General features: G+C 56.3%; 11 protein-coding genes and 1 pseudogene. 8 read left to right on the top strand and 4 right to left on the bottom strand.

Annotation, left to right across the window (positions count from 1 at the left end):
- Positions 1 to 33: 33 nt before the first annotated feature.
- From gnd to nudC, 5 genes and pseudogenes are all read left to right on the top strand, one after another.
- On the top strand, positions 34 to 1,014 hold the full coding sequence (gene gnd, locus ACP7BO_RS05000; protein WP_397454404.1) for a phosphogluconate dehydrogenase (NAD(+)-dependent, decarboxylating): 981 nt from the start codon (positions 34 to 36) through the stop codon (positions 1,012 to 1,014).
- Positions 1,011 to 2,534, top strand: coding sequence for a glucose-6-phosphate dehydrogenase (gene zwf / locus ACP7BO_RS04995; RefSeq protein ID WP_397454403.1), 1,524 nt, complete (start codon positions 1,011 to 1,013; stop codon positions 2,532 to 2,534). The genes gnd and zwf overlap by 4 nt, the downstream gene beginning before the upstream one ends.
- Positions 2,531 to 3,343: an HAD family hydrolase gene (locus ACP7BO_RS04990; protein ID WP_426208946.1), complete on the top strand. Its 813-nt coding sequence runs from the start codon at positions 2,531 to 2,533 to the stop codon at positions 3,341 to 3,343. Before zwf ends, ACP7BO_RS04990 begins: the two co-directional genes overlap by 4 nt.
- Positions 3,344 to 3,442: 99 nt before the next feature.
- Positions 3,443 to 4,255, top strand: coding sequence for a crotonase/enoyl-CoA hydratase family protein (locus ACP7BO_RS04985; RefSeq protein WP_060694103.1), 813 nt, complete (start codon positions 3,443 to 3,445; stop codon positions 4,253 to 4,255).
- A 29-nt stretch (positions 4,256 to 4,284) separates the two neighbouring features.
- Positions 4,285 to 5,114, top strand: a pseudogene (gene nudC, locus ACP7BO_RS04980) (NAD(+) diphosphatase).
- Here nudC and ACP7BO_RS04975 read toward each other — a convergent pair.
- Positions 5,082 to 5,861, bottom strand: coding sequence for a TSUP family transporter (locus ACP7BO_RS04975; protein WP_426208944.1), 780 nt, complete (start codon positions 5,859 to 5,861; stop codon positions 5,082 to 5,084). The pseudogene nudC and the gene ACP7BO_RS04975 sit on opposite strands and share 33 nt — an antisense overlap.
- 242 nt (positions 5,862 to 6,103) lie before the next feature.
- On the opposite strand from ACP7BO_RS04975, the gene sfnG reads away from it, so the two are divergent.
- On the top strand, positions 6,104 to 7,204 hold the full coding sequence (sfnG, locus tag ACP7BO_RS04970; RefSeq protein WP_397457292.1) for a dimethylsulfone monooxygenase SfnG: 1,101 nt from the start codon (positions 6,104 to 6,106) through the stop codon (positions 7,202 to 7,204).
- 46 nt (positions 7,205 to 7,250) lie between these two features.
- Here sfnG and ACP7BO_RS04965 read toward each other — a convergent pair whose 3' ends face one another.
- A complete protein-coding gene (locus tag ACP7BO_RS04965) occupies positions 7,251 to 8,339 on the bottom strand; it encodes a sigma-54 interaction domain-containing protein (protein WP_397454400.1) in 1,089 nt (362 codons plus the stop codon).
- Between the two features lie 330 nt (positions 8,340 to 8,669).
- Between ACP7BO_RS04965 and ACP7BO_RS04960 the strand changes: the two genes are divergently transcribed.
- Positions 8,670 to 9,839, top strand: a complete 1,170-nt coding sequence (locus ACP7BO_RS04960; protein WP_397454399.1) for a cysteine desulfurase family protein — start codon at positions 8,670 to 8,672, stop codon at positions 9,837 to 9,839.
- A gap of 56 nt (positions 9,840 to 9,895) precedes the next feature.
- Positions 9,896 to 11,716 carry an aminopeptidase P family protein gene (locus ACP7BO_RS04955; RefSeq protein ID WP_426208941.1) on the top strand — a complete coding sequence of 607 codons (1,821 nt, stop codon included), beginning with the start codon at positions 9,896 to 9,898 and terminating at the stop codon, positions 11,714 to 11,716.
- A 56-nt stretch (positions 11,717 to 11,772) separates the two neighbouring features.
- Here ACP7BO_RS04955 and ACP7BO_RS04950 read toward each other — a convergent pair whose 3' ends face one another.
- Together ACP7BO_RS04950 and rhtA are read right to left on the bottom strand one after the other, a co-directional pair.
- Positions 11,773 to 12,054: a hypothetical protein gene (locus ACP7BO_RS04950; protein WP_426208939.1), complete on the bottom strand. Its 282-nt coding sequence runs from the start codon at positions 12,052 to 12,054 to the stop codon at positions 11,773 to 11,775.
- A gap of 166 nt (positions 12,055 to 12,220) precedes the next feature.
- Positions 12,221 to 13,108: a threonine/homoserine exporter RhtA gene (gene rhtA / locus ACP7BO_RS04945; RefSeq protein WP_397457290.1), complete on the bottom strand. Its 888-nt coding sequence runs from the start codon at positions 13,106 to 13,108 to the stop codon at positions 12,221 to 12,223.
- Positions 13,109 to 13,511: the final 403 nt, after the last annotated feature.

The following is a 13,511-nucleotide window of genomic DNA, read 5'->3' as shown; positions in this document are numbered from 1 at the left end:
CACCTATTTATTTGTCGTTGGGAGCAACAGTACATGCAGTTGGGAATTATTGGATTGGGCCGTATGGGCGGTAACATCGCGCGGCGTCTGATGCTCAATGGGCATACAACCGTGGTTTTTGACCGCAATACCGACTTTGTCAGTGCCCTCGAGCAGGAAGGCGCCACAGGCGTGACCGACTTGCCTGCGCTGGTTGCTGGCCTGGCCAAGCCCCGCGCTGTCTGGGTCATGCTGCCGTCCGGTGCTCCGACCGAAGACACCATTGAAACCCTGAGCCAACTGCTCGACGCCGATGACATCATCATCGATGGCGGCAATACCTTTTATAAAGATGACATTCGTCGTTCGCAGGCGCTGGCCGAAAAAGGCATTCAGTATGTTGACGTCGGCACCTCTGGCGGCGTGTGGGGGCTGGAGCGCGGCTACTGCATGATGATTGGCGGTGACACTGGCGTCGTCAAACATCTGGATCCGCTGTTCGCGGCCCTTGCTCCGGGTATGGGCGACATCGCACGCACCAAGGATCGTGTCTCTGATGATGACCGCGCAGAACGTGGCTACATCCATGCAGGTCCTGCGGGCGCCGGGCACTTCGTCAAGATGGTGCATAACGGTATTGAGTACGGCCTGATGCAGGCTTACGCCGAAGGTTTCAACCTGATGAAGATGAAGGGCGGTGAAAACCTGCCTGAAGATCAGCGTTTTGACCTGAATCTGGGTGATATCGCCGAAGTGTGGCGCCGCGGCAGCGTTGTGTCGTCCTGGTTGCTGGATTTGACCGCTGATGCACTGGCCACTGACGCACCGCTGGACGGTTACTCGGGCGCTGTGGCGGACAGCGGTGAAGGCCGTTGGACCATCGAAGCGGCCATGGAACAGTCGACACCGGTTCCAGTACTGTCGAACGCCTTGTTTGCCCGTTATAGCTCACGCCAGCAAAGCCTGTATGGAGACAAACTGTTGTCTGCCATGCGTTTTGGTTTCGGCGGCCATGTGGAGACACCTAAGAAATGACCGATCAGTCCAGCAAATCCAACACCAAGCCGGCACCGCCCACCACGCTGTTTCTGTTTGGGGCTCACGGTGATCTGGTCAAGCGCCTGCTGATGCCGGCGCTGTACAACTTGAGTCGGGACGGTTTGCTGGACGATGGTTTGCACATTGTGGGCGTCGACCACAATGCGATCAGTGATGAGGGTTTTGCCAAAAAGCTGGAGGACTTCATTCGCAATGAAGCCGCCAGCAAAGTGGATCATCCTGAGGGCAAGGGCTTGAATGCCCAATTGTGGGCTTCGCTGGCGAAGAACATCAGTTATGTGCAGGGCGACTTTCTGGACGACAGCACTTATACCGCGCTGGAACAGAAAATCATCGCCAGTGGCACTGGCAACGCGGTGTTCTACCTGGCCACTGCCCCGCGCTTTTTCAGCGAAGTGGTGCAGCGGCTGGGCGCTGGCGGATTGCTTAAAGAAACCCCGGATGCATTTCGCCGGGTAGTCATTGAAAAACCTTTTGGCTCTGACGTCGAAACGGCACAAGCATTGAACGAGTGCCTGCTGACAGTCATGAGCGAGAAGCAGATTTACCGGATTGACCACTATCTGGGCAAGGAAACCGTCCAGAACATCCTGGTCAGTCGATTCTCCAACGGACTTTTCGAGTCCTTTTGGAATAATCATTACATCGACCATGTGCAGATCACGGCAGCAGAAACCGTCGGGGTCGAGACCCGTGGCAGTTTTTACGAGCATACCGGTGCCTTGCGCGACATGTTGCCCAACCATTTGTTTCAGTTGCTGGCGATGGTTGCGATGGAGCCTCCCGCGGCCTTTGGTGCTGATGCGGTGCGCGGCGAGAAGGCCAAGGTCATCGGGGCAATTCGCCCGTGGTCGAAGGAAGATGCGTTAAAAAACTCGGTGCGCGGGCAATACACCCGCGGTGAGTCCGGTGGCAAGCCGGTAGAGGGTTATCGCGAAGAGAACAACGTGGCCGCCGACAGCACCACTGAGACCTTTGTCGCGCTCAAGGTGATGATCGATAACTGGCGTTGGGTCGGCGTGCCGTTTTATCTGCGCACCGGCAAGCGCATGAGTGCCCGTGATACCGAAATCGCGATCTGTTTCAAACCCGCGCCTTATGCACAGTTCCGCGACACCGAAGTCGATCGGCTGCAGCCAAACTATTTGCGGATCCAGATTCAACCCAACGAAGGCATGTGGTTTGACCTCCAGGCCAAGCGTCCGGGCCCGGGTTTGAAAATGGCCAATATCGCCCTTGGGTTCGCCTATAAAGACTTCTTCGAAATGCAGCCTTCCACCGGTTATGAGACGTTGATCTACGACTGCCTGACCGGCGATCAGACCTTGTTCCAGCGTGCTGACAATATTGAAAACGGCTGGCGCGGTGTGCAGCCTTTTCTCGATGCGTGGCGTGAACATTCGGACGTGCATCCATACCCGGCCGGTCAGGATGGCCCCGAAGCCTCAAAAGAACTACTGGCCCGCGATGGTCGCGTCTGGCTGAACATAGGATGAGTGACGTGAAGCAAGAGACCATTAAGCTGGTGCTGTGTGACATGGACGGCACCCTTCTGATGCCTGACCACACCATCAGTCCCGGAAACCTGGCCGCGGTGAAAAAACTGCAGGCAGCGGGCGTTTATTTCACCCTGGCCTCCGGCAGGCCGCCCCGTGCCATGCGCGAGATCAGTCAGCAACTGGGCATTGAGTTGCCGGTTGCCGGATTCAATGGCGGACTGCTGGTCAACGCCCAGGGCGAATATCTGCAATCTCATCACGTGCAGTATGAAGGGGTGCTGAAGACCCTGGCCCTGTTGGCGGAGCACCCGGTTGAAGTCTGGCTGTTTGTTGATGAAGAGTGGCTGGTGCGCGATCCGTCGGGCGAGATGGTTTCTCACGAGCAGCACGGCCTCGGTTACGCCCCCAAGGTGGTTGAAAGCTATGAACCTTATCTGCACCGGGTGCACAAGATCGTAGCGACCTGTAGCGATGCAGCGTTATTGATGGATCTTGAGCAGCGTTTGCAACCTGTATTGAGCGGGCTCGCGATCGCCAGTCGCTCACAGGCTCGCTATCTGGATATCACTGCGCTCAAAGCCAATAAAGGTGAGGCCCTGGCCACTCTGGCCGAGTTTCTGGACGTGCCGCTGGTACGCACGGCGGCCATCGGTGATGGCGGCAATGATCCGGCGATGTTCCACCGGGCGGGGATTTCGATTGCCATGGGCCAGGCTCCTGAAGACATACGCAAGCAGGCGAAGTACGTGACGGGCAGCAACCTTGAAGACGGCGTTGCCCAGGCGATCGAGCGCTTTATCCTGTAGCCCGGTTTTTGGCGTAATAACGGCCTGCCTGAGGCCCGCAGTGCTTGTTATAGTCCGCGACTTATTGACTGGCACTGCGCCCCAAAAAGGATTGAGTTTATGTCCGACTACCAGGCTTTTCAGGTTGAGTTACAGGGCAACATTGCCCACGTGCAGATCAACCGACCTGAGAAGGTCAATGCGATGAATGCTGCGTTCTGGAGCGAAATCGTCGAAATCTTTCAGTGGATCGATGAAACCGATGCCGTACGCGTAGTCGTGCTCAGCGGTGCGGGCAAGCATTTTTCGGCCGGTATCGATCTGATGTTGCTGGCCTCGGTTGCCAATGAACTGGGCAAGGATGTCGGGCGTAACGCCCGTTTGCTGCGGCGTAAGATTTTGCAATTGCAGGCTTCGTTCAATGCTGTCGATCAGTGCCGCAAGCCGGTGTTGGCGGCCATTCAGGGGTATTGCCTGGGTGGCGCCATTGACCTGATCGCAGCCTGCGACATGCGCTATGCGGCTGCAGATGCGCAATTCTCGATCAAGGAAATCGACATGGGCATGGCTGCCGATGTCGGTACCCTGCAACGTCTGCCGCGCATCATCGGCGACGGCATGCTGCGTGAGATGGCCTACACCGGGCGCATGGTGGCGGCCGACGAAGCGCGCACGATTGGCCTGGTCAACCGGGTCTACAGCGATCATCAGGCGTTGCTCGAAGGTGTCATGTCGATCGCGCAAGAGATCGCGGGCAAGTCGCCGATTGCTATTGGCGGTACCAAGCAGATGATCAGCTATATGCGCGATCACCGCGTAGACGATGGTCTGGAGTATGTCGCGACATGGAACGCAGCCATGCTCCAGTCGAGCGACTTGCGGCTGGCAATGACCGCCCATATGACCAAGCAAAAGCCTGAATTTCTCGATTGACGATTTTTAACCTGACCAAGGATCGTTTCATGACACCGCGTTGGACCACGGCAGTACTGGATACAGACCTACCTGGCGGCCTGGCTGTGGCACGCGGCCCCGACGGTTTTTTACTTGACGATAATGGCCCGCTGTTCCCCCGTGAATGGCTAAAGCGTCAGGACCTGACGGTGCTGGCCGAGCATGGCATCGGTCACCTGGACGGGGAGCCGGTGTACCTGCTGGAGCTTGACCGTGCGGCGCAGGTTGAAGGCTGTCGCTGGCAGGGCTTGCGAGCTTTTATGCTGGAGGGCGATCACACGCTTTACAAGGTCCTGGCTACGCCGCGCAAATAGGCACCTGGGCCAGAGAGCATCGTTTCTGTGGCAGCTGCGGGCGGGCCATGACCCAGATACACCTGGAGCGTGCGATGTACTGCGCGCCCTGCGACCTGCGCAGTTACCCGCGAATTTCGCCAAGCATGATTGTGTTGATTACCCGGGGTGATGAGGTGCTGCTGGCCCGTTCGCCGCGCTTTGTGCCGGGGGTATACAGCACGCTGGCGGGGTTCGCCGAGCCGGGAGAGTCGGCGGAGGATTGCCTGATTCGCGAGGTGCGTGAAGAGGTTCAGGTGGAAGTCAGAAATATCCAGTACCTGGGCAGCCAGTGCTGGCCTTTTCCGCACTCGATGATGCTGGGTTTTCATGCTGAATATGCGGGGGGCGAAATTGTTCCCCAGGCGGACGAGATAGAAGATGCACAGTGGTTCAATGTGCATCATTTGCCGCCGCTGCCAGCATCGCGCTCGATTGCCCGCTATCTCATCGACGTGTATGTGGCGCGACGCTTAGGCCTGGCCGAACCAGTGCTGCCAGGCTAGGCGCACGGTCAGTCCCAAGACCACGGTGATAAACACCGGGCGAATGAATTTGGCCCCGCCGCTGATCGCGCTGCGGGCGCCAAAGAAGGCCCCGACCATGACGGCAAAGCCCATGGTCAGGCCGATGATCCAGTCCACATGCCCCGAAAAAACAAACACCGACAGCGCTGCAATGTTGCTGACGAAGTTCATGCTGCGGGCCACGCCGCTGGCCTTCACCAGGTCGATGGGGTACATCAGCATGCTGCTGACCGTCCAGAAGGCACCGGTTCCGGGGCCTGCCACGCCGTCATAGAAACCCAGACCCAGGCCTTGGGGCAGCTGCCATTTCTTTTTTATCGGAGCATCGTTGTCGATCGGGGTTTTGGGTGTGCCGCCGAACAGCAGATACAGGCCACAGCCAAAAACAATTACCGGCAGCATTTTGTTCAGCCACTCGGCCGGCATGTAATGGGCCACGATGGCTCCGATCAGGGCGCCTGCCAACGTACCGAAAATTGCCAGCTTCCACTCTCTGGGATGGAACAGCTTGCGTCGATAAAAGGTAAAACTGGCCGTAGCCGAACCGAACGTCGAACTGAGTTTGTTAGTACCCAGTACCAGGTGCGGGGGCAGGCCGGCGGTCAGCAAGGCCGGCGTGGTGAGCAAGCCTCCGCCACCGGCAATGGCATCGATAAAGCCGGCAACAAAGGCCACTGCGGCCAGAATGGCGAGGGTGGTCAAATCTACGCTGAGTTCAAATGGCATCGGGTCGGCTTAATTGGGCAGGACGTACAGCGCACAAGCGCGGGAAGGGCGTCATCTTACCGATAACGGTCACCAGCTGCGACTGACCTTTTGCGTTCCAAAAGTGTTGCCTGGCCAACAGTGACTCAACATAAAAATGCCTGATGGACACCCCGGTGCGGTTTCACGGGGCGCCAGCGGCGGTTTAGACCTGTTGGCATAAATGCTGCTCTGTAGTCATGACATTCCCTAACGCCGAGATCATGCCAATGAGTCAGCAAGCCATAAAATTTGCCTACTGGGTGCCTAACGTCAGCGGTGGACTGGTCGTCAGCAAGATTGAGCAACGCACCCACTGGGGGATTGATTACAACCGCAAACTCGCCCAGTTGGCAGAAGCTGCGGGCTTTGAATATGCACTGACGCAAATCCGCTTCACGGCGGGTTATGGTGCCGAGTTTCAGCACGAGTCTGTAGCGTTCAGTCACGCGTTATTGGCTGCTACCACGCATTTGAAAGTTATCGCGGCTATCCTGCCGGGGCCCTGGAAACCCGCATTGGCGGCCAAGCAGCTGGCTACCATTGATCAACTGACGGAGGGCCGTGTCGCGGTCAATATCGTCAGTGGCTGGTTCAAGGGCGAATTCAACGCCATTGGTGAGCATTGGCTGGAGCATGACGAGCGCTATCGCCGCTCCGAGGAATTCATTCGGGTCCTTAAAGGCATCTGGACCCAGGATAACTTCACCTTCAAGGGGGATTTCTATCGAATCAACAATTACACCCTCAAGCCCAAGCCGCTGGGCTTGCCGCACCCGGAGATATTTCAGGGCGGGAGCTCGCGTGCTGCACGGGATATGGCCGCCCGCGTATCGGACTGGTACTTCACTAATGGCAACACACCAGAAGGCATCAAAGCTCAAATCGACGATATACGGGCCAAGGCTGCAGCCAACCAGCACTCAGTGAAGGTCGGGGTGAATGCTTTTGTCATTGCCCGTGACACGGAGGAAGAGGCCAGGGCGGTGTTGCAGGAAATCATCGAAAATGCCGACATTGATGCGGTCCATGCCTTTGGCGACGCGGCAAAACAGGCGGGCAAGTCTTCGCTTGAGGGAGAAGGTAACTGGGCCAAATCAACCTTTGAAGATCTGGTTCAGTACAACGATGGTTTTAAAACCAACTTGATTGGCACCCCCCGGCAGATCGCGCAGCGGATCGTGGCGCTCAAGGCATTGGGCGTGGACCTGGTGCTGGCGGGGTTTCTGCATTTTCAGGAAGAGGTGGAGTATTTCGGGCGTCGTGTACTGCCTTTAGTGCGCGAGCTGGAAGCAAGCACGCTTGAACAACTGACACCCGCTTGAGTGCGATCCCGGCAGCAGTGCCCCGGGCTGCTGCTGGGGTGTCGATTCAGAACGCCGAGAGGGTTTGAGCATCAAGCCTTCGTGTGTTCACTGCCAGGGCCCCGAGCTTGATCAGGCGAGTGCGGGTGACATTACGGCTTAAGCCCAGCAGTTTGGCGGTGTGCACCTGATTGTGATGGCAGAACTCATAAGCTGCACGCAAGAGGCTGTCCTCGACGGCTTCGTGCAGCGCGCCGGGTTCTTCTTCGAACAACTTTTGAAATGCACGTTTCAGCAAGTGATCCGTGGTATCGGTGCAATGCTGCGGTACGGGGTGCTCCAGCCGTTTGCTGCGTGACTGCGACAGGCGCAGGTCCTGGGCCGTGATGGTCTGATTGCGGCACAGGAGCAGGCTGTGGTGCATGACGTTTTCAAGCTCGCGGATATTGCCCTGCCAAGGGTGGTTCATGAGCACGTCTTCAGCGCATGTGCTCAGTGCAGTGGGGCCGTGTTGCAGCCGTTGCCGGTAGGTTTGAAGGAAATGTCTGGCCAGCGGCAGGATGTCCCCTTGGCGTTCGCGCAAAGGCTTGAGCACCAGGCTGACCACGTTTAGCCGGTAGTACAGATCTTCGCGAAAGTGACCGGCATCAATGGCCTGTTCCAGATTCACATTGGTGGCCGCGAGTACGCGAACATTAATCGGCGTGCTTTTGCGTGATCCCAGCCGCACCACTTCTTGCTCTTGCAGCACGCGCAGCAGCTTCACTTGAATAGGCAGTGGCAAATCGCCGATTTCGTCCAGGAACAATGTGCCGCCGTCAGCCTCTTCAAACCAGCCGGCCTTGGCCCCCAGTGCGCCGGTGAATGCCCCTTTCTCGTGGCCAAACAGCTCGGCTTCGACCAGCGATTCGGAAAACGCTCCGCAATTGACGGCCACAAACGGTTGCTGGTTGCGGTGGCTGAGTTGATGTATGTGCCGGGCAACGATTTCTTTACCGGTGCCGGTTTCTCCAATGATCAGCACGCTGGCATCACTGGGCGCTATTTGCTGTAGATGTGCGAGCAACGCCTTGGAGGCGGGATCTGCAAAAACCTGGGCTGTGGCCCGTATGGAGGTAGCGAGTGCCGGAGTGGCAGGCAGTGTCAAAAGCTGCATGTACAGCTCCTTTTAAGGGGGAGGGCTATACCCACAAAGGAAAGCCGGAGGCTGCTTTATAAAGGGCTTTTGTTATTCCGTAAACTAACCTAATTCCATATTTATATATCCTTATGGCATATCGGACTTGCACAAACCGGTCCTTTTGGCGCTTTATAGGGCTATGGTTTTTCGATGTCGTGAATTTTGGAATGCTCCTACGACATGTAATGAAGCGGCTTCTTTTGTCACCCAGGTTGATCGGGTATTTCTAATGGCCATTCTTTAACGTGGCTTCACTCTTCTGATATCAAGCACTGCCTGATTCCGGAACGCTCAGTAGGTTTGACAATGAACAAAAGACCTCTTTATTTCGATTACGCTGCCACCACACCTGTGGACGCTCGTGTCATTCAGGTGATGGTCGACTGTCTTGGCTTTGAAGGAAATTTTGGCAACCCTGCCTCGGGTTCCCATGTATTCGGTCAGCAAGCCCGAAGCGCGGTGGAGTTGGCTCGCGAGCAGGTTGCCCAGTTGATCAACGCCAAGGCAGAGCAAATTATCTGGACCTCGGGCGCTACCGAGTCCAATAACCTTGCGCTGAAAGGGGTTGCGCTGGCCAATGGCAAATCGCGCGGGCATATCATCACCAGTCAGATTGAGCACAAGGCGGTGCTGGATACGGCCCGGTTCCTGGAGCAGTCAGGATTTGACGTGACGTACCTGGCGCCCGATAGCGATGGGCTTGTAAGTGCACAACAAGTCAGCGCTGCATTGCGTGAAGACACGCTGCTGGTATCGCTGATGCTGGTTAACAATGAGCTCGGGACGGTAAATGACATCCCGGCTATTGGTTTGCTGGTTCGCGAGCACGGCGCTTTGTTCCATGTTGATGCCGCCCAGGGCGCAGGCAAGATAGCCATTGATCTGCAGAAGTGGGCTGTGGATCTGATGTCATTCTCCGGGCACAAGGTGTACGGGCCCAAGGGAATTGGAGCGCTGTATGTAGGCGCGCGTGCGCAGGATCGTTTGCAGGCTCAGATTCATGGTGGTGGTCATGAGTCGGGGTTGCGCTCGGGCACGCTGGCCACTCACCAGATAGCAGGAATGGGAGCTGCCTTTGCCCTGGCCAGCGAGTCATTTTCCAAGGAGTTGGGCCATATCAGCGTTCTGCGTGAGCGTTTGCTGGCGCAGTTGGCCGCTGTGCCAGGGGTGCAATGCAACGGCTGTCCAACACAACGAATTCCCCATACCTTGAGCCTGACTTTCCCCCAAGGGCACTTCAATAGTTCTGCATTGAGCGCGGTGCTGGCGTATTCGGCTACTTCGGCGTGTAACTCAGCCAGCAAAACACCATCGCATGTGCTGCTCGCGCTTGGTCATGACGCTGATAAGGCAAGTCGAACCATACGCTTGAGTCTCGGGCGTTTTACAAGCGAGCAGGATATCGATACCGCAGTAAATGCGATTAAAACGGCCGTAGCCGCCCCTGCACCTTTTTGGGCGGTTGCCCAGTCTTAGCTGCTGATTCATTATCCGACGGGAATAATAATTAGCCGTGGCTAGCAGGAGACAGAATGAGTACTCAGTCGTTGAATCCGGGGTTGGTAGTGCAGCGTTTGGCGCGCACCCGAGCTTTGATGAGCCAGAACGGAATACAGGCACTGTTGGTACCCTCTGCCGACCCTCATCTTTCAGAATACTTGCCAGCCTATTGGCAGGGGCGGCAATGGTTGTCGGGTTTTTACGGCTCGGTCGGTACTTTGATTGTGACCCCGACCTTTGCTGGTCTTTGGGCTGACAGTCGTTACTGGGAGCAGGCTACCAAGGAGCTTGCCGGCAGTAGCATCGAACTGGTCAAGTTGGTACCAGGGCAGCCGGGGCCGCTGGAGTGGTTGGCGGAACAGGCACCTCAAGGGGCTACGGTTTCGGTTGATGGGGCGGTACTCGCACTGGCCTCGGCGCGAACACTGGAAGGTAAGCTCAAGGAGCGCGGTGCTGTTTTGCGCACTGATATCGATCTGCTGGGGCAGGTTTGGGAGGATCGTCCTGCGCTGCCGGTCCAGGCGGTATACGAGCATTTGCCGCCACAGGCGACAGTGAGCCGCGTAGTCAAGCTGGCGCAATTGCGCGAATCACTTGTTCAGCGCAAGGCCGATGCGCATTTCATTGCAACCCTTGATGACATTGCCTGGTTGTTCAATCTGCGTGGCTCGGATGTTTCCTTTAATCCGGTGTTTGTTTCGTTCGCATTGATTAATGCAGAGCAAGCCACCTTGTTTGTGGACTTGAACAAGGTCAGTCCCGCGCTGCAGGAGACGCTCAAGCATGATGGTGTCGAGCTGCGTGAGTACACTGAAATCAATGCTGCTCTGGCAGCATTGCCAGCTTCAACCCGGTTACTGGTAGACCCGGCGCGGGTGACCTGCGGGTTGCTCAGCCACCTGCAACCTGATGTGAAGCTGGTCGAAGGAGTGAACCCGACTACTCTGGCCAAGTCGCAGAAAAGCCTGGATGACGCGTTTCATATCCGTCAGGCCATGGAGCAGGACGGTGCAGCGCTCTGTGAGTTTTTTGCCTGGCTGGAAACAGCCTTGGGTCGCGAGCGCATCACTGAGTTGACGATTGACGAGCAGTTGACCGCTGCGCGTGCGCGTCGTCCGGGGTTTGTATCGCTGAGCTTCAACACGATTGCTGCCTTTAATGCCAATGGCGCAATGCCCCACTATCACGCGACAGAGCAGGAGCATGCCGTGATTGAGGGGGATGGTCTGCTGTTAATAGATTCCGGTGGCCAGTATCTGGGTGGAACGACAGACATTACCCGGATGGTACCAATTGGCACCTTGAGCGATGAGCAAAAGCGCGATTGCACCCGTGTGCTTAAAGGTGTGATTGCCTTGTCCCGGGCTCAGTTTCCAAAAGGGATTTTGTCGCCCTTGCTGGATTCGATTGCAAGAGCTCCCATTTGGGCTGAGGCCGTGGATTACGGGCATGGAACCGGGCATGGCGTGGGCTATTTCCTGAATGTGCACGAAGGGCCTCAGGTCATTGCCTATCAGGCTGCACCCGCGCCTCATACAGCCATGCAGGCCGGGATGATCACCTCTATCGAGCCAGGAACATATCGTCCGGGTCGCTGGGGGGTGCGAATCGAGAATCTGGTATTGAATCGCGAGGCGGGTGCGTCGGAGTTTGGTTCGTTTCTCAAGTTTGAAACATTGACCCTGTGTCCGATCGATACCCGCTGCCTTGAACCGTCGCTGCTAACACTTGAGGAGCTGGAGTGGTTCGATGCTTATCACGCGCAAGTGCGTGAGCGTTTGCGCCCGCTGCTTGATGGGGCTGCTCTGGAATGGCTGCTGGCGCGTACGGTGCCACTTTCAAGAGTGGCCTGAGCCAGTCCTGTAGCGCGGTTGTCTTGGTCAACTGCGCTACAGAATTCTTGAAGCGGTCACTTGCAAATAACAATCATGCTGCGGCTGGTGTATCCGGCCGGGTTCAAGCCGAAAGGGTAATCCCCAGGCTCCTCCTCGGCATCTCCAGATTTGGCAATTACTCGGTATCCCTTGTCCCCGCAGGCTGACACGGCCTCTTCGTAGCACTTGTTCCACGAAGAGGACAAGCCAGAGCAATTAATGTGCAAGCCTCGTTTGCCATGCTTTACGGCGGTATGGGAGGTTGCAGCGCAGCCGGTTACAGCAAGCACCGCTAAAGCGACCAAAATTCGTTTCATTCCTGTCCTTAAGCGTTTGCGTCGGGTTTACGGGGTGCGGGTGTGGATCAACCGTCTATCTCATGGCTTTGACGCCGTCTTGATCCAAATCGCCCCGGATAACTCTTATAACGAACAAACATCGCTTAAATGAGAGGCAATTGCCAGAGTTCTGTCAAATAGGCGACTAATTGTCGGTCATAACCGGTTTCGAGTGATTGCGCATCGTCAAGGTTGCACCGACGGAGGCCGTGATAATGCAAGAGATCGCCATCCACTGGCTAAACGATAGAACCTCATGCAGAAACAACAGGCCTGATAGCGCCCCAAAAGCAGGTTCTATGCTCATGAGGGTGCCAAATGTGCGGGTGGGCATACGTGTGAGGGCGATCATCTCAAGTGTGTAGGGTAGGGCGGTGGACAATATTGCTACGCCAATGGCAATGGGGATCAGGCTTGGTGTCAGCAAGGCGGCCCCAGCGTGGACAATCCCGATGGGAGCGATAAACAGAGCGGCAATCATTACGCCTAACGCTGCAGTTTGTACGCCATTGTCAGCCCCGGCTTTTTGTCCGTAGAGAATGTACAGCGCCCAACAGACTCCAGCGCCCAATGCATAGCCAGTACCGACCAAGTCAATTCCTTGAGCGCTGTCTCCGGTTGGGATGAGCAGTAAAAGCCCTACGATAGCCAGGCCGATCCAGACAAAGTCTATGGGTCTGCGAGAGGAGTAAATGGCCACGGCCAATGGGCCCGTGAACTCGAGTGCCACAGCAATCCCCAGTGGAACCGTGCGCAGTGACATATAGAAGAGGAAGTTCATGCCCCCCAGCGCTATTCCGTAGACGATCACGGTCTTTAGGGATTTGGCTGTGAGCTTGGCTCTCCAGGGTCTCAGGATCAGCAACATGATGATGCTGGCGAACAGCAGGCGCAGGGTCGTGGTGCCCTGGGCTCCTATTATGGGAAACATGCTTTTAGCAAGCGAAGCGCCCGATTGTATTGAGGCCATGGCAATAAGTAGCAAGCCGACAGGGAATAGTGTCGATGCGAGGCTTTGGGGGAGCTTTGTCATTACTTGGTGAGCCCGGGCTATAAATGTGTGAGGGCGGGCATCATGCTTAAATAAGGAATGATGTGCAATATAGTGCGCATATTGACGCTTCCCCTGCATCTACACAGGCGCTTTCCTTAGCAGTTGCTATTAATGCTTGACCCAGAATTCTAACGGCCTATAATTCGCCCACTTCCGGCGCAGTCGAAACGGAAAATTCCTTGAGTTTCAATGAGTTGGACGGTTCTTCGGCAGTGTCAGCTTCAAGTCATCGAAGCAGGAAATGAGGTGTTGACAGCAGCGTTTAACGCTGTAGAATTCGCCTCCCGCTAACGAGAGATCGAAAGCGCAAGTGGTTGATGTTACAAAGGAAACTTTGAAAACATCCTAAAATAACCGCTTGACAGCAACAGAGGCTGCTGTA

It is taken from the genome of Pseudomonas sp. TWR2-1-1, from assembly GCF_049897045.1.
In the GTDB taxonomy this organism is placed as follows: domain Bacteria; phylum Pseudomonadota; class Gammaproteobacteria; order Pseudomonadales; family Pseudomonadaceae; genus Aquipseudomonas; species Aquipseudomonas versuta.
This window is presented reverse-complemented; position numbering and strand designations above follow the sequence as displayed.

Excerpts from the sequence above, each read along its gene's own strand:
- ACP7BO_RS04990 (WP_426208946.1), top strand. The coding sequence starts at position 2,531 with ATGAGTGACGTGAAGCAAGAGACCATTAAGCTGGTGCTGTGTGACATG.
- ACP7BO_RS04950 (WP_426208939.1), bottom strand. The coding sequence starts at position 12,054 with ATGAAACGAATTTTGGTCGCTTTAGCGGTGCTTGCTGTAACCGGCTGC.
- ACP7BO_RS04975 (WP_426208944.1), bottom strand. The coding sequence starts at position 5,861 with ATGCCATTTGAACTCAGCGTAGATTTGACCACCCTCGCCATTCTGGCC.
- ACP7BO_RS04960 (WP_397454399.1), top strand. The coding sequence starts at position 8,670 with ATGAACAAAAGACCTCTTTATTTCGATTACGCTGCCACCACACCTGTG.
- ACP7BO_RS04985 (WP_060694103.1), top strand. The coding sequence starts at position 3,443 with ATGTCCGACTACCAGGCTTTTCAGGTTGAGTTACAGGGCAACATTGCC.
- rhtA (WP_397457290.1), bottom strand. The coding sequence starts at position 13,108 with ATGACAAAGCTCCCCCAAAGCCTCGCATCGACACTATTCCCTGTCGGC.
- ACP7BO_RS04965 (WP_397454400.1), bottom strand. The coding sequence starts at position 8,339 with ATGCAGCTTTTGACACTGCCTGCCACTCCGGCACTCGCTACCTCCATA.
- zwf (WP_397454403.1), top strand. The coding sequence starts at position 1,011 with ATGACCGATCAGTCCAGCAAATCCAACACCAAGCCGGCACCGCCCACC.
- ACP7BO_RS04955 (WP_426208941.1), top strand. The coding sequence starts at position 9,896 with ATGAGTACTCAGTCGTTGAATCCGGGGTTGGTAGTGCAGCGTTTGGCG.
- sfnG (WP_397457292.1), top strand. The coding sequence starts at position 6,104 with ATGCCAATGAGTCAGCAAGCCATAAAATTTGCCTACTGGGTGCCTAAC.
- gnd (WP_397454404.1), top strand. The coding sequence starts at position 34 with ATGCAGTTGGGAATTATTGGATTGGGCCGTATGGGCGGTAACATCGCG.